This is a genomic window from Pseudomonas sp. PB105 (genome assembly GCF_009764655.1).
Lineage (GTDB): Bacteria > Pseudomonadota > Gammaproteobacteria > Pseudomonadales > Pseudomonadaceae > Aquipseudomonas > Aquipseudomonas cyclaminis.
On record NZ_RWIO01000039.1, the window covers coordinates 72,600 to 87,573 of the forward strand.

Annotated in this window: 12 protein-coding genes; 10 read left to right on the forward strand and 2 right to left on the reverse strand. The window is 61.6% G+C overall.

Going from position 1 to position 14,974, the window contains the following annotated elements; all coding sequences use genetic code 11:
* The first annotated feature begins 69 nt into the window (after positions 1–69).
* The 4 genes from EJD88_RS09250 to EJD88_RS09265 all read left to right on the forward strand — a co-directional run bounded on the left by EJD88_RS09250 (position 70) and on the right by EJD88_RS09265 (position 3,798).
* The gene (locus EJD88_RS09250; RefSeq protein ID WP_099585483.1) at positions 70–1,446 is read left to right on the forward strand and encodes an L-serine ammonia-lyase; all 1,377 of its coding nucleotides are present in this window, start codon (positions 70–72) and stop codon (positions 1,444–1,446) included.
* 38 nt (positions 1,447–1,484) lie between these two features.
* A complete protein-coding gene (gene gcvT / locus EJD88_RS09255) occupies positions 1,485–2,609 on the forward strand; it encodes a glycine cleavage system aminomethyltransferase GcvT (protein ID WP_158877819.1) in 1,125 nt (374 codons plus the stop codon).
* A gap of 393 nt (positions 2,610–3,002) precedes the next feature.
* On the forward strand, positions 3,003–3,215 hold the full coding sequence (locus tag EJD88_RS09260) for a cold-shock protein (RefSeq protein ID WP_014339904.1): 213 nt from the start codon (positions 3,003–3,005) through the stop codon (positions 3,213–3,215).
* Between the two features lie 94 nt (positions 3,216–3,309).
* A complete protein-coding gene (locus EJD88_RS09265; RefSeq protein WP_158877820.1) occupies positions 3,310–3,798 on the forward strand; it encodes an RDD family protein in 489 nt (162 codons plus the stop codon).
* Positions 3,799–3,872: 74 nt separating this feature from the next.
* On the opposite strand, the gene nadA is transcribed toward EJD88_RS09265, so the two are convergent.
* Together nadA and EJD88_RS09275 are read right to left on the reverse strand one after the other, a co-directional pair.
* Positions 3,873–4,931, reverse strand: a complete 1,059-nt coding sequence (gene nadA / locus EJD88_RS09270; protein WP_099585486.1) for a quinolinate synthase NadA — start codon at positions 4,929–4,931, stop codon at positions 3,873–3,875.
* A gap of 238 nt (positions 4,932–5,169) precedes the next feature.
* Positions 5,170–6,423: a lactate dehydrogenase gene (locus EJD88_RS09275; RefSeq protein ID WP_158877821.1), complete on the reverse strand. Its 1,254-nt coding sequence runs from the start codon at positions 6,421–6,423 to the stop codon at positions 5,170–5,172.
* 201 nt (positions 6,424–6,624) lie between these two features.
* Between EJD88_RS09275 and EJD88_RS09280 the strand changes: the two genes are divergently transcribed.
* The 6 genes from EJD88_RS09280 to EJD88_RS09305 are packed head-to-tail and all read left to right on the forward strand — an operon-like array spanning position 6,625 to position 14,967.
* Positions 6,625–7,194: an acyl carrier protein gene (locus EJD88_RS09280; RefSeq protein ID WP_074847530.1), complete on the forward strand. Its 570-nt coding sequence runs from the start codon at positions 6,625–6,627 to the stop codon at positions 7,192–7,194.
* Positions 7,195–7,204: 10 nt separating this feature from the next.
* The gene (locus EJD88_RS09285) at positions 7,205–8,479 is read left to right on the forward strand and encodes a beta-ketoacyl-[acyl-carrier-protein] synthase family protein (RefSeq protein ID WP_158877822.1); all 1,275 of its coding nucleotides are present in this window, start codon (positions 7,205–7,207) and stop codon (positions 8,477–8,479) included.
* A gap of 1 nt (position 8,480) precedes the next feature.
* Complete coding sequence (locus EJD88_RS09290) at positions 8,481–9,548, forward strand: beta-ketoacyl synthase (protein WP_256595392.1); 1,068 nt, start codon at positions 8,481–8,483, stop codon at positions 9,546–9,548.
* Complete coding sequence (locus tag EJD88_RS09295) at positions 9,545–10,843, forward strand: beta-ketoacyl synthase (RefSeq protein WP_099585490.1); 1,299 nt, start codon at positions 9,545–9,547, stop codon at positions 10,841–10,843. The genes EJD88_RS09290 and EJD88_RS09295 overlap by 4 nt, the downstream gene beginning before the upstream one ends.
* Entirely contained in the window at positions 10,840–12,057 is a 1,218-nt protein-coding gene (locus EJD88_RS09300; RefSeq protein ID WP_158877823.1) for a beta-ketoacyl synthase N-terminal-like domain-containing protein, read from the forward strand. Before EJD88_RS09295 ends, EJD88_RS09300 begins: the two co-directional genes overlap by 4 nt.
* 42 nt (positions 12,058–12,099) lie before the next feature.
* The gene (locus tag EJD88_RS09305; RefSeq protein ID WP_158877824.1) at positions 12,100–14,967 is read left to right on the forward strand and encodes an aminotransferase class III-fold pyridoxal phosphate-dependent enzyme; all 2,868 of its coding nucleotides are present in this window, start codon (positions 12,100–12,102) and stop codon (positions 14,965–14,967) included.
* Positions 14,968–14,974: the final 7 nt, after the last annotated feature.

Genomic DNA, 14,974 nt, shown 5'->3' on the forward strand with positions numbered 1-14,974 from the left:
AAATGTGGGAGGGGGCTTGCCCCCTCCCACATTTGACCACCTCAATAATAAGAAACCGGAGAACAACTCATGTCTTTAAGCGTGTTCGACCTGTTCAAGATTGGCATCGGCCCCTCCAGTTCCCACACCGTCGGCCCGATGCGCGCCGCTGCCCGCTTCGTCGAAGGCCTCAAGCGCGACAACCTGCTGACCACCACCTGCGGCATCAAGGTGGAGCTTTATGGATCCCTCGGCGCCACCGGCAAAGGCCACGGCAGCGACAAAGCCGTGCTGCTGGGCCTCGAAGGCGAACACCCGGACACCGTAAACACTGAAACCGTGGCCGCCCGCCTGGCGCAGATGCGCAAGGACGGCCGCCTGAACCTGCTCGGCGAACACAGCATTGCGTTCAACGAGAAAGAACACCTGGCGATGATTCGCAAACCCCTCGCCTACCACCCCAACGGCATGATTTTCCGTGCCTTCGACGCCGCCAACATCCAGATCCGCAGCCGCGAGTACTACTCGGTGGGCGGCGGTTTTGTGGTGGATGAAGACGCCGCCGGCGCCGACCGGATTGTCGAAGATGCCACGCCGCTGACCTTCCCTTTCAAGCACGCCAAGGACTTGCTCGGTCATTGCGCCACCTACGGCCTGTCTATCAGCCAGGTGATGCTGACCAATGAAAGTGCCTGGCGCCCGGAAGCCGAAACCCGCGCCGGCTTGCTGAAGATCTGGCAGGTGATGCAGGACTGCGTCGACGCCGGATGCCGCAATGAAGGGATCCTGCCCGGCGGCTTGAAGGTAAAACGCCGCGCTGCCGCGTTGCATCGCCAACTGTGCAAGCACCCGGAATCGGCGCTGCGCGATCCGTTGTCGGTGCTCGATTGGGTCAACCTGTACGCGCTGGCGGTCAACGAGGAAAACGCCAATGGCGGGCGCGTGGTGACGGCGCCCACCAACGGTGCGGCCGGGATCATTCCGGCGGTGCTGCATTACTACATGCGCTTTATCCCGGGCGCGAACGAAGACGGCGTGGTGCGTTTCCTGCTCACCGCCGCCGCCATCGGGATTTTGTACAAGGAAAATGCGTCGATCTCCGGGGCTGAAGTCGGTTGCCAGGGCGAAGTCGGCGTAGCCTGCTCCATGGCCGCAGGCGCTTTGTGCGAAGTGCTGGGCGGCAGCGTGTCCCAAGTGGAAAACGCTGCCGAAATCGGCATGGAACACAACCTCGGCCTGACCTGCGACCCGATTGGCGGATTGGTGCAAGTGCCCTGCATCGAGCGCAATGCCATGGGCTCAGTCAAGGCCATCAACGCCGTGCGCATGGCCTTGCGCGGCGACGGGCAGCATTTCGTCTCGCTGGACAAGGTCATCCGCACCATGCGCCAGACCGGCGCCGATATGAAAAGCAAATACAAGGAAACCGCCCGTGGCGGTTTGGCGGTCAACATTATCGAGTGCTGACGCCCAAGGCGCGGCAGCACGTTTTTCAGGAGCTGAATATGTCCACCGAAACCCTGTTGAAAACCCCATTGCACGCCCAGCACATCGAATTGGGGGCGCGTATGGTGCCCTTCGCCGGCTATGACATGCCGGTACAGTACCCGTTGGGTGTGATGAAGGAACACCTGCACACCCGTGAACAGGCCGGGTTATTTGACGTGTCCCACATGGGCCAGATCCGCCTCACCGGCGCCAACGCGGCCAAGGCCCTGGAAACCCTGGTGCCGGTCGACATCATTGACCTGCCGGTGGGCATGCAGCGCTACGCGATGTTCACCAACGAGCAAGGCGGCATCCTCGACGACTTGATGGTCGCCAACCTGGGCAACGACGAACTGTTCCTGGTGGTCAACGCCGCCTGCAAGGACCAGGACCTGGCGCACCTGCGCAAATACATTGGCGATCACTGCACCATCGAGCCACTGTTCGAAGAACGCGCCCTGCTCGCCCTGCAAGGCCCGGCGGCAGTGAAGGTGCTGGCGCGCCTGGCGCCGGAAGTGACCAGGATGACCTTTATGCAGTTCGCCTCCCTGCGCCTGCTGGGCGTGGACTGCTACGTCAGCCGCTCCGGTTATACCGGTGAAGACGGCTTTGAAATCTCCGTGCCTGCCGCCAATGCCGAAAGCCTGGCGCGCAGCCTGCTGGCCGAAAGCGAAGTACAGGCCATCGGCCTGGGCGCCCGCGACTCCCTGCGCCTGGAAGCTGGTCTGTGCCTGTACGGCCATGACATGAACACCGAGACCACGCCGATTGAAGCCAGCCTGCTGTGGGCGATCTCCAAGGCCCGTCGCGCCGATGGCCCGCGTGCCGGCGGCTTCCCGGGTGCCGACCAGATCTTCACCCAGCAGCAGACCGGTGTGAGCCGCAAGCGCGTCGGCCTGCTACCGCAGGAACGCACCCCGGTACGCGAAGGCGCCGAGATTGTCGACGCGCAGGGCACGGTGATCGGTAGCGTCTGCAGCGGCGGCTTTGGCCCAAGCCTCGGCGGCCCGTTGGCCATGGGTTACCTAGACAGTGCGTTTATCGCACTGGATACCGAAGTCTCTGCGTTGGTGCGTGGGAAAAAGGTGCCACTTCGTGTAAGTAAAATGCCATTCGTGCCACAGCGTTACTACCGTGGTTGATTGACTGTTCCTATAAGTAACGCGGTTGCGTTAACGTGCACTAATCTGTAACGCAACCGCCATAAAACAGTGCAGCGACGATAGTCATTTTTATAGGAATCAACCTATAACGAGTGACACTTTCTATCGAATAAGCCGATTCCACATTACTCAGCGAAGTGTCATCAGGCCCAGCAAAACCTGGGCTTTTGGCAGGGGTTGTTTTTTCTCTATTAGTTGGCGTAGAGTTTGCCCACTGTGTTTGCATGGGTCGCTTGGAACCTGGACCTGGGCAGTAGCTGAAGTAGTTGTGCTACAACCCGTTCGACGTCTCTTACTTTCCTGCAACCCAGCCCAGTACTCTTTCATGTGAAAGGGGCTGTCATTAATTTTTAGCGTCAAGGAAATAAGAAAATGGCTGATCGTCAGAGCGGTACCGTCAAGTGGTTTAACGACGAAAAAGGGTTTGGTTTTATCACTCCAGAAAGCGGTCCGGATCTGTTCGTGCATTTCCGCGCTATTCAGGGCAACGGTTTCAAGAGCCTCAAAGAAGGCCAGAAAGTAACGTTCGTTGCAGTGCAGGGCCAAAAAGGCATGCAGGCTGACGAAGTTCAAGCAGAAGGTTGATCCTTCCTGCGACAAAAAGCCCCTGACATGACATCAGGGGCTTTTTTATGGGCGCGATTCCGTAAAATGCGTTTTTTCCTCAGAGAGTCCTGCCATGTCCAAACCCTTGCTGAGCCCCCAAGGCGAATTTCCCGCCGTTGGCCTGGGCCGTCGCCTGGCAGCGATGTTCTATGACTTCCTGTTGTGCACCGCCCTGCTGATCGTCACGGCGTTTATCTACAAGCTGGTGTGGGTGGCGTTTCTGGGCGAAGCCAGGATGCGCACCCTCACCGAGTCCGGCGCCCTGGATGGGGACCCGCTGCTGTCGACGATTCTGTTTTTTGTGCTGTTCGGCTTCTTCGCCAAGTTCTGGACCCATTCCGGGCAGACCCTGGGCATGCAGGTATGGGGCGTGCGCGTACAGAACGCCGACGGCTCGCGCATCAGCCTGTGGCAGGCGCTGTTGCGCTTTGTGGTGTCGATTGCGTCGTGGTTGTGCGTGGGGCTGGGGTTTATCTGGGCGTTGTTCGATAAGCAGAAACGCGGCTGGCATGACATCTATTCGAATACGCAGCTGGTGCGGATTCCAAAGCAGAAAAAGTAATCCCAGGAACACTGAAGATCCAAATGTGGCAGGGGGCTTGCCCCTCCCACATTTGGACTGTATTCACAGCTGGCTCAGGCGTTGCCGGCCAGCTTCAGGCGCGCGGCGTGGGTAAAGTCCAGCATGCGCTTGAGTGGCCGCACGGCATGAGGAATCACCGAAGGCTCGACGAAGATCTCGTTGCTCCCCTCTCGCAGGCACTGCAACGTGCGTTCCAGCGTGTTCATCGCCATCCACGGGCAGTGCGCGCAACTGCGGCACGCGGCGCCGTTACCGGCCGTAGGCGCTTCGACGAAGACCTTGTCCGGGCACAGCTGCTGCATCTTGTAGAAGATGCCGCGGTCGGTGGCGACGATAAAGGTCTTGTTGGGCAAGCGTTGCGCTGCAGCGATCAGTTGGCTGGTAGAGCCCACGGCATCCGCCAGTTCGATCACCGCTGTCGGCGATTCCGGGTGCACCAGGATCGCAGCATCCGGGTACAACGCCTTCATGTCTTCCAGTTGCTTGGACTTGAACTCTTCGTGGACGATGCACGCACCGTCCCACAGCAGCATGTCGGCACCGGTCTGGCGCTGGATGTAAGTGCCCAGATGCTTGTCCGGGCCCCAGATGATGGTCTCGCCGTTGTCCATCAGGCTTTCGACGATTTCCAGCGCGCAGCTGGAGGTCACCACCCAATCGGCCCGGGCTTTGACCGCCGCCGACGTGTTGGCGTACACCACCACGGTGCGTTCGGGATGCTGGTCGCAGAAGGCCGAAAACTCATCCACCGGGCAACCCAGGTCCAGGGAGCAGGTGGCTTCCAGGGTGGGCATGAGGATGCGTTTTTCGGGGGTGAGGATCTTGGCGGTCTCGCCCATGAAACGTACACCGGCGACCAGTACGGTCTTGGCCGGGTGGGCGGCGCCGAAGCGGGCCATTTCCAGGGAGTCGGAGACACAGCCACCGGTTTCTTCGGCCAGGGCCTGGATCACCGGATCGCAATAGAAGTGGGCAACCAGCACCGCGTCCTGAGCTTTCAGCTCGGCGGCGATGGCGGCACGCAGGCTCGCCTCTTCATCGGCGCTGAGGGCCTTGGGCTGCTTGGCGTCGAGGTGGGCTTGAACCAGTAGGCGTTCAGATATCTGCGTCATGTTCGCAAGACCTGCAGGCGCAGTAGCGCGAAAGTCGAGTGTACCACCGGCTCTGGAGCCCTTCGGGCGCCGCCGGACGAAGTGATTGTGTTCATCAAGCACGGGTAAAGGTGAAGCTGCGCAAGGCTACAGAATATCCAATGGTTTCAAAAGCCTAATCTGGCATTCGCGAGTGCGTCCGTCGGGCAAAAAAACGGGAAACCCCGACAGTGGGGTTTCCCGTTTTTTACGACGGCCGTCAGCGTATCAGTGCAGAGGGATCTTCTTGCAACATCACCGATTCATGCATGTTCGCCAGGGCGTCCTTCAAGGTCGACTCTTGCAGCGCGTCCTTGGACTTCTTGCTTTGCGTCGCCGCGTACTCCAGCAGCACCAAATAGTCGCGCTGGACCGAAGCTTGCTTGGGCACAAAGGTCTCGTCGACCAACTTGCCCAACACGTATTTCTGCGTGCGAGTGGACTGGCTGGCCTCTTGCGAAACAGAGGCGTTGGTCAGCAGGCCATCCTTATAGGCGAGGTTGGCCGAACTGCTCGCGTTGTCCTCAACCTGCACATAAAGGTAGTTTTGCGAGTTTTCATCGCGAGTCAGCCCCGGATTTTTACTGCCATCAAGGCCCTTGTGATAACTGGCCGAAAGGCTCGATTGCTGGTCCTGAGTCACGCTGCGGTCCAGTGCGCTGCTGCCGCTGACACGGGTCTTCTGCGACACGCTGTAGGCAAATCTGTCGATTTCAGAGGGGCGTATCGGGTTGGAGGATTCGCTGGCTTGCTTGAGAGAGGCCTTGAAGTCCGCCAGGCCGGTCAGCAGGCCTTGGTCAGTCGGGTTACGGGTCAGCGCGTCAGGAAGGCTTATACCTTGTGGGTAGTTGCTGTTCATGGCGCTGAACGCGTCCTTGAACATCGTCATCAGGTCCGCCTTGGCATTGCCACGCTCCTGCGCCCGGTCAAACTGGGCCAGGTAGCTTTTCAGGGCCTTGGCCTGCTGCTGGGTATTGCCCAGGATCGCAGCGTTTTTCAGGTCTACCGCCACGTTCACTTCGCCGTCCGGACCACTCATGCGCGTGGTGCGGCGCTGGGCGTCGGCGTGGAAGGCCAAGGTCTGGTTCTGACCGTCCAGCGTCTTCACTTTAGCGTTGAGATCAACCGAGGCCAGTACCCTGGGGTCAAACCTGGTCAGGTTACCCAGATCAATTTTAGGCGGCGTTGCGGTAAAGCCATCGATCGCTGATTGGAAGGCGCTGCCCAATTGGCCGACCGCCTTGAGTTCGTCGTCGGTCAGGCTGCCCCCTTCCACCGTTGCCTGCACGCCCAGGCCGTCGCTCTGGCTGAAGTAGGTGTCGGCAAGCATATCAGACGTCACATTGCCCAGGCTGACGACCGAAGAGGGTCGTACAACGGCGGTAGAGGTGGTCTGCGCAAGACCGACGGTGGAAGGTTCAGCAGGCCGGATAACCAATGTATTGACGGAGCTGATAGGCGAAAGCGTAGTCATGACGATCCCTGTCTTGAGTTGAACTGCCTTGATTAAATCCAACCAGCCCGGCACAGGGCAAGCGATAAAAACAGTAGTAGCACATTGACTCTCCCCCTGGCAGGAGGGTTTACGCTACCCGCCGTCAAAAATCACCTCAAGCAAATCCCCGTCAGGGCCAATGCTCATACCCTTCATTTATGCGTTATAGGGAAATAACCTTTGAACAATCCACTGGACTTGGACAGCGTCATCACCACCACCCGCGAAATCCTCGCGCAGCTATTGGTGATGGACCTCGCAGAGGTCGATGAGCACAGCAGCATCGTGGAGGATCTGAATGCCGACTCCCTGGATATCGTCGACCTGAGTTTTCAGCTTGGCCGTAACTATGGCTGCACGCTGCCTAAAACCAGCGTGCTGGACCATGCGGTAGCCGTGTTTGGCGACGTCAGCGAACTGGTCGAAAAAGGCCGTATCACCCAAGCTGGGGTAGCGCTCCTGGAGCAGAGCCTGAGCGCATTTGCACCCGGGCAACTGCGCGCCGGCATGCAGCCGGCGGACGTGTTCGCGGCCACGACGGTGCGTAACTGGGCCGTGCAATGCTACCGGATGTTCGACCACCTGCCCGCGACCTGCCCTGAATGCAATGCCGACCAGGCGCGTCTGAATGAGCGTCGCCAGGTGGTATGCGGCGGTTGCAGCGCGCGCTTGACGCCGATGGAAGGCGACGACATTTCTCGCCATCTGGTTGAGCAGTTTGCCGCGTCCCGCTTGCCGGAAGCGGTCTAGGAGTTTCTTCATGGGGCCGCGAGAGGTTTTAGTCACGGGCTATGGGTTGGTAGCGCCCACGGCACTGGACGCTGCAACGCTGTTTGCGCAGATCGGCGCAAAGCGTTCGTGCATTCGCCAACACCCGGTGTTTGCCGAGTTGGGTTTTGCGGCGAGCGCCGCGGGTTACATTGACCCCGTTCAATGGCAAGCCATCAGCGCACAAGTGGCGACGGGTGACACAACCCTGCCGCGCCAGAGCCTGCTCGCCGAGTTCGTGGCCAGGCAGGCGCTGCAGCAGGCAGGCCTGGTTCGCGCCGACTTCGCCCGCGTGCCCAGCGGCGTGTTCCTCGGCGCCAACAAGCATTGTGTAAGCCGTGACCTGCAAGAGGCCAGCCGTTATATGGACGACGTCGGCAGCGTCGACCTGGATCGCTACCTGGACAACCACACCCTGGTGGGCGGCCCATTCGCTCGTCGGATCGACCAGCAGACGGTGCACATCGCCCGCCTGCTCGGCATTCGCGACCATATCAGCACCCACTCCGATGCCTGCGCGGCCGGCACCATGGCAATCGGCGCCGCGTTTCGCGCCATTGAGCGCGGTGACATCGACCTGGCCCTATGTGGCGCCGTCGAGTTGATGGCCCATGAACTGTCGTATTACAGCTTCGACGGCCTGGGCGCTATTTGCCAACGTGCCGACCTCGCGCCCGAACAACAGAGCCGCCCGTTCATGAACGACCGTTGCGGGTTCGTCCTCAGCGAAGGTGCGGCGATGATCGTGCTGGAGTCCAGGGAACATGCCGAGCGCCGCAAGGCCACGCCAATCGGCCGTGTCCTGGGTTACGCCAACTATTGCGAAGCGCAGAAGATCACCTCCAGCAGCCGCGATGGCAGCCATTACGCCCATTGCATGAAGGCAGCACTCGCCCATGCAGGCCTGGGCTGCGACGCGGTCGATCACGTCAATACCCATGGCACGTCGACCCAGGCTAATGACCGCAGTGAAGCCCTGGCGATTGCGCAGGTATTCGGCACCGGCGTAAGCACGATGACCTTCACAGCCAACAAATCGGCGATCGGCCACTCCCTTGCGGCCAGCGGCGCGATCGAGACGGTGCTGTCACTGATGAGCCTGCAACAGGGCGTGCTGCTACCCACCCTTAACTATGACCCGGCAAACGCCGAGTTCCCTGAGTTGAATTTCCTGACCGAAACGCAGCGCCAGCCCATCGATGTGGTGCTGTCCAATTCGTTCGGTTTCGGTGGCGTCAACAGTTCGCTGGTTTTGGGAAAAGCATGAGATGAACAGCCTTCAAGCAAAACCCGTCTACCTGATCGCCGCTTCGGTGTTCAACCACGCCGGCACTGAGTGCACCGACTTGCACGGCCCGGTGCAGGCGGCACAACCGCTGGATTTTGCCCCGGACCAGCTGGCGTACCCCGTGAGCGTACCGCGCTTGCCGACCACGGTGTTCGACCGCAAGATTCAACGCAGTGTCGAACCTCAGGGCGCTCGGCTGCTGTACTGCGCCGGGCAGATTGCCGGCCCGTTGAAGGACTTGCAGCTGCCTGGCGAGCGGGTGGCGCTGATGGCTGCCATCCCGGAAGTGGACGGCCCCAGTTCCTGCTGGGAGGCCGTGCAGGCCATCGCCGAGCAACCGGATGCGCTGCTCACGCAACTGTTTGCCTATACCCCGCCGCTGCATGCATTGATGATGCTCAACAGCAGTGTCATGGCCTATGTCGCCGAAGCGTTGCACTGCCATGGTCCGATGGGCGGTTTCTGCTCACAGAGTAATGCCGGGGTCGACGCGCTGATCGAGGCCTTCGAACATATCGCCGAGGGGCGTGCCGATGCAGGGGTCGTGGTCAGCAGTAGCCCGAATCTCTCGCCGGCCCTGTACCTGCGCGACACCACCGAACGCCCTCCTCTCGCGACCCCGGACGTTTACGGCGAAGGCGCCGCAGCGCTGTTGCTGACCGCCTGCCCTCCTGCAAACGGTGCACGCGCCCTGCGCATCGCCGGCTTCGCCCGTGGCTACAGCGCCTCGCCCGAACGTTCCCACGCCGTGGCGAGCAAGGTCATCCAACAGACATTAAGCAGAGAAAAACTGGGTTTGCGCGACGTAGCCCATATTGTCGCCGCGCCTGACACCCCATCCCTGGCGCGTCTACTCACAGACACCCAGGCGATTCTCCACAGCTGCCAGCCCATGACCGGCAACCTGGGCGCCAGCGCCCTGCTGACTGAAATTGCCCTGGCCTTTCACGATCAACACGATGGCTACACGCTGCTGCTCAATCACAGCCGTACGGGCCATTGGGGCGCCGTATTACTGGTCAATGAAGCCATGGAGAAACAGGCATGAGTCCACCAAGGATTGTGATCACCGGCCTGGGTGCCGTGACCGGTTTCGGTTTCGAATGGCAAACCATGTGGGCGCAGATGCTGCTCGGTGAGCACTGCATCCGCCCCTGGCAGCCCGAAGGCGTGGCCGACGGCACCTTCCCGGTGCGCTACGCGGCGCCGGTGGACACCCGCCAACTACCGGACTACCTGCAAGGTCACCGCGCCTGGCAGACGCCCCTGGAAAAACGCAGCCAGTTGGGTTGGGTGGCGGCCAGCCAAGCCATCAGCGACAGCGGCCTGAGCCCCGCGCAGTTGCGGGATGCCGCCGTGCTGTGTGCTTCCGGCGCACCGGCGCACAAGATCCAGGACATGCTGCTGACCGTCGCCGATGAGCCGAATGCCCCTCCGGCCTGGCGCTACTTGATGGCCAAGGCTGAGCAGGTCGATGCCGCCCACTCGTTGTGCCAGAGCAACGACCGCCTGGCCCGGGTGATCGCCGACGACATCGGTTGCGAAGGCCCGGTGATCAACATCAGCAGCGCCTGTGCCGGGGCTTCCCAGGCCATCGGCAACGCATTCCAGATGATCCGCCGGGGAGAAGTCGACGTCGCTATCGCTGGCGGCGCCGATTCGGTGCTGAGCCTGGACACCATGACCGCGCTTTACCTATTGGGTGCGGCGAGCAGCGAGCAACGCTGGGGCACCGGGCTTTGCCGCCCGTTCGATCGCCATCGCAGCGGTCTGGTTGCCGGTGAGGGCGCAGGTTTTGTGGTGCTCGAAACCCTCGAGCGGGCACTTGCCCGTGGCGCCGTGCCCTATGCCGAAGTGCTGGGTTTCGGCAGCAGCCTGGACGGCTATAAGGTCACCGCGCCCGACCCGCAAGGGCGAGGCGCCGCCCTGGCGATGCAGACCGCCTTGCACGACGCCGGCATCCGCCCGCAACAGGTGGACCTGATCAACGCCCACGGCACCTCCACCCCGCTCAACGATGCCGCCGAAACCCTGGCGATCAAGTCGGTGTTCGCCCAGGACGAGCACTATCGACGGCTGGCGATCAGCGCCAATAAATCCCAATTCGGCCACTTGATCGCGGCCGCCGGCGCCCCCGAATTCATCGTCACCGCACTGGCCTGCCAACAGGACAGGATTACCCCGACCCTCAACCTGCACAGTGCCGCCGACGACTGTGACCTGGACTACTGCGCCCATCAGACCGTCAACCGCCGGGTCGATGTGGCACTCAGCAATTCATTCGGCTTCGGTGGGCTCAATACCTGCCTGGTGCTGGGCAAATACCAGGAGCACGCGCAATGAGCGGCGTACCGCCCCCCATCGCCATTGCCGGCAGCGGCTGTGTCCTGGCCAGCGGCTGGGGCGTGGACGCCTTCTGGTCGGCGGCCTGTGAGTCGCGCAGCGGGATCAAGCCCTTGCGCTCTTTGCAGTTTCACAGTGAACGGGTCACGGCTTTCGGGCAGATTCACTATGACGATCACCAGCGCAGTCGCCAGGACCTCGCCCAAAATCTGCAACGTTACTGCACGCCCGCCGTCATCTGGGGCGTCAGCGCCGTTCGACAGGCACTGGCCGAAGCCCACCTGACGCCGGGCGCCGACGGCCTGACCTACGGCCTCTATTGCTGCCAGGGTGGCTATACCCACCCGTCACTGGCGTCCTACGGCGAGTTGCTCCACGAATGCCGCCAGGGCGAAGGTGCCGACATGCAGCACCTGGCCCGGCGTATCTTGCACGAGCGGGCACAGGACCCGTTCCTGGTGCTCAAGGGCCTGAGCAATATCCTCCTGGGCGTGGTCAGCCTGGCGCTCAAGCTTGAGTGTGAATGCAACGCCTACATGCAAGGGGTCTCCGGCAACCTGGCGGCCTTGCGTGAAGCGTGCGCCGCGTTGCAGAGCGGACGAATTGACGTGGCGATCATCGTCGGTGCGGGCAGCGAACTCGATGCGCTGGCACTCAGCGCCCTGGTGCAGGCCGGCACGATCAGCGCCGACGGTTCGGACACCCTGCGCGCTTTCGATGCGCACGGCACCGGCGGTATCGCTGGCGAAGGCGCGGCGGCCCTGGTCCTGCGCCGTCGCGAGGATCTGGGCGATGAACCCCAGGTCTGCCTGCAGACAATGACCGCCGACGCCGCGATCGAGCACTTGAACCTGCCAGACCAGCAAGTCGACGTGCTGGTGTGCAGCGGCACCGGCACGCCCGACAAAGACCGACAGTTGAGCCACACACTGGCCCGAACCGGCGCCGCCCACATCACCAGTGGCGTACCGCTGACCGGCCTGCTGAGTGCGGCTCCCAGCCTGGCGGACCTGATCCTGGCCCGCTGCGCCCTGCTCGCCCAGCGTGTGCCACCGATTGCCGGATTAAGCCAACCCGTGGCCGCGCAGTTGCCGTTTGTGCTGGGGGCTCCCTGCTCGGCGCGGCTCGACGATGGCCTGGTGCTCAACCGCGACGACAACGGTTTCAGCGCTTGCTACCAATTGAAGTACAGCGAACAGGCCAACAGCGCCTGACGTGTGTGTACCCCCCTCCCTCTTTTAAAGGACATGGCTGTGATGGATTACCGTGATTTTGTTCGCCCCAAGTTTGTCGATCTGCTTCAGGCCCTGGGGCTTGAGTGTGAGTTCAAACGGGCACTGGGCAGCAAATTGTTCTACCGCAACCGCCAGGGTGACGAAGTGACCGTCACCGATTTCCTCGGGGGCTACGGCGCGGCCTTGTTTGGCCATAACGACCCGCAGTTTGTCGAACAGCTCTGCACACTGCTGCGCAATGACGTGCCTTTTAACGCCCAGATGTCGGTCCGAGCCACGGCCGGTACGCTGGGACGCGCGTTGAGCGAAGCCTTCAATCGTGAATTGAAGAACAACGAACCGTACATCTCGACCTTTTCCAACAGCGGTGCCGAAGCAGTAGAAATTGCCGTCAAGCACGCCGAGTTTCGCCGCCAGAAAAACCTGCAGCGCCAGTTCGACGAACTGGACTTTACCCTGGCCCAACTGACCTCCAGCGACCGCGCCTACCGCGAAGTGGATGTGACTGACCTCGACTTGCCGGCAGGCCTGCTGCCTGCCCACCTGACCACGGCCACGGTGCGCCAGGTGGTTGAGGCGGTGCGTCAGCACAACCTCGCCGAGCTGCACGTCGAGCCGGTGTTCGTCGCGTTGCGCGGCAGTTTTCACGGCAAGTTGGTCAACACGGTACAACTGACCTATGGCCGACAGTATCGCCAGCCGTTCGCGCGCTTCGGCCTGAACGTGGAGTTCATTGACCCCCAGCAACCCCATCAACTCCAGGAGCTGCCGGCGCGCCACACCCGCCATTGGCTGAACGTGCAATGGTGCGGCGATCAACTGCTGGTCAAGCGTGATGCGTTCAGCGCAATCACCGCCGTATTGATGGAGCCTATTCAGGGCGAAGGCGGCATCATCGAGTTCGCGGCCGATTTTTATAAAGCCCTGCGCCGCCTTTGCAATGAGCAGCAGTGCCCGCTGATCATCGACGAGGTGCAATCCGGTTTCGGTCGTACCGGCACCTTCCTGGCCAGCAGTCATTTCAATCTGCAAGGCGACTACTACTGCCTGTCCAAGGCTCTGGGTGGTGGCTTGATGAAGATTGCGGCCACCGTGATTCGCAGCAGCCACTATGAGAAAGACTTCAGCTATATCCACAGCTCGACCTTCGCCGAAGACGACGCCTCCTGCCATATCGCCCTGGCGGCGCTCAATCGTCTGTTCGCCGATGACCAGGCGATGCTCAAGGACGTGCACACCAAGGGCGAATACCTCAAGGCCTCGCTGCTTGAGTTGAAGGCGGCCTACCCCGGGGTGATCGCCGACGTGCGAGGTCGCGGGCTGTTGCTCGGCATTGAACTGCACGACCAGAGCACCAACAGCTCGCTGGTACAGGCGTCGGCCCAATACAACGATGCCTTGGGTTACCTGATTGCCGGCTACCTGCTGCAATTCGAAGCCCTGCGCGTGGCGCCGTCGGGCAGCAACTCCAATGTGATCCGCCTGGAACCGCCCGCCTGCATCAGCTTCGCCGAGATCGACGGGCTGATCAAAGCCTTGCAGAAGGTCTGTGACTTGTTGCAACGCGGGGATGCATTCCCGCTGGCCGCCACCATTTGTCATGACTTGATCCCCGCTGTGGCGCCCCGCGACACCGGCTTCCAGGTCACCGCCCATGCCAATGCCCCGCAGGACACCCCCATCGTCGCCCGCGTGGCCTTTATCAATCATTTGATCGATGCCGACATCCTCGGTGATGTCGACCCTTCCCTGGGCCAACTGAGCACCGAGCAAAAACGTGTGTTCATGCAACGCACTGCGCCGGAACGCCGGGCAGCCCCCGTGGGCCCGGTGGTGATCCGCTCGCAATTGGGCATGGCCGTGGAGTTCACGTTGTACCCGCTGTGCATGGACTCCAACGCCATGGCGGACTACATCATCAGTGGCGACCTCGACGTGATTCGCAAAGAAGTCGGCAATCGCATTCTGGATGCCCGCGCCGATGGCTACCGCGTCGCGGGCCTGGGTATGTATACCTCCATCGTGACCAACAACTGCCAGGCCCTGAAAATCCCGGACATGGCGCTGACCTCCGGCAACGCCTTGACCATCGGCATGGGCCTGGAAGCCATCGAGCAAGGCTGCAAGCAACAGGGGCTGGAGCTGCAGGCGCAGACGGCGGCCGTGGTCGGCGCGGCCGGCAACGTGGCGTCGACCTATGCGTCGCTGCTGTCAGCCACGGTCGACCACTTGATCCTGATCGGCAGCGGCCGCGATGGCTCGGTACGCCGCCTGGAAAAAACCGCTCAACTGATCTACGCCGACGCTGCCCGCTCGATTATCAAGGGCACGGCCACCGAGGATCTGCTGGCGCAGCGCCTGCTCAAAATCGACGGTATCCGTGCACTGCTGAGCGAATACGGCAACAGCACACAGCTGGGGTTGCAGGTCTCGCGCTTGGTGCAGGAGCGACTGGGTGCCAACGCGTTCATTACCGTCACCGATGACCTACATGCCCTCAAGCAGGCGCGCATCGTCCTGTGTGCGGCAAACGCGGCGCAGCCGTTTCTCGACGCCGGGCATTTTGCCGAACACAGCGTGATCTGTGACATCGCCGTGCCGTTGAACGTTGATCAGGCGATCAATAGCCAGCGCAGCGACGTGCTGTACATGCACGGCGGCATCGTGCAGACGCCATTCGACGATGGGTTGGCGCCGAATGTGCGGGCCTACCTGAAACAGGGCCAGTTGTATGCCTGCATGGCCGAGTCTGTGCTCATGGGCTTGGCGGGGATCACCCAGCATTACTCCTACGGCGACATCAGCCGCGAGCAAGTGCAGCAGATTCGTGCCTTGGCGGCGATCCATGGCTTTGGCCTGGCGCAGTTCAAGACCCACAACTCACTCTAAGGAACGG

Bases quoted from the DNA above. Each gene is read 5' to 3' on its own strand.
- EJD88_RS09250 (WP_099585483.1), top strand. From the start codon at position 70: ATGTCTTTAAGCGTGTTCGACCTGTTCAAGATTGGCATCGGCCCCTCC.
- gcvT (WP_158877819.1), top strand. From the start codon at position 1,485: ATGTCCACCGAAACCCTGTTGAAAACCCCATTGCACGCCCAGCACATC.
- EJD88_RS09260 (WP_014339904.1), top strand. From the start codon at position 3,003: ATGGCTGATCGTCAGAGCGGTACCGTCAAGTGGTTTAACGACGAAAAA.
- EJD88_RS09265 (WP_158877820.1), top strand. From the start codon at position 3,310: ATGTCCAAACCCTTGCTGAGCCCCCAAGGCGAATTTCCCGCCGTTGGC.
- nadA (WP_099585486.1), bottom strand. From the start codon at position 4,931: ATGACGCAGATATCTGAACGCCTACTGGTTCAAGCCCACCTCGACGCC.
- EJD88_RS09275 (WP_158877821.1), bottom strand. From the start codon at position 6,423: ATGACTACGCTTTCGCCTATCAGCTCCGTCAATACATTGGTTATCCGG.
- EJD88_RS09285 (WP_158877822.1), top strand. From the start codon at position 7,205: ATGGGGCCGCGAGAGGTTTTAGTCACGGGCTATGGGTTGGTAGCGCCC.
- EJD88_RS09290 (WP_256595392.1), top strand. From the start codon at position 8,481: ATGAACAGCCTTCAAGCAAAACCCGTCTACCTGATCGCCGCTTCGGTG.
- EJD88_RS09295 (WP_099585490.1), top strand. From the start codon at position 9,545: ATGAGTCCACCAAGGATTGTGATCACCGGCCTGGGTGCCGTGACCGGT.
- EJD88_RS09300 (WP_158877823.1), top strand. From the start codon at position 10,840: ATGAGCGGCGTACCGCCCCCCATCGCCATTGCCGGCAGCGGCTGTGTC.
- EJD88_RS09305 (WP_158877824.1), top strand. From the start codon at position 12,100: ATGGATTACCGTGATTTTGTTCGCCCCAAGTTTGTCGATCTGCTTCAG.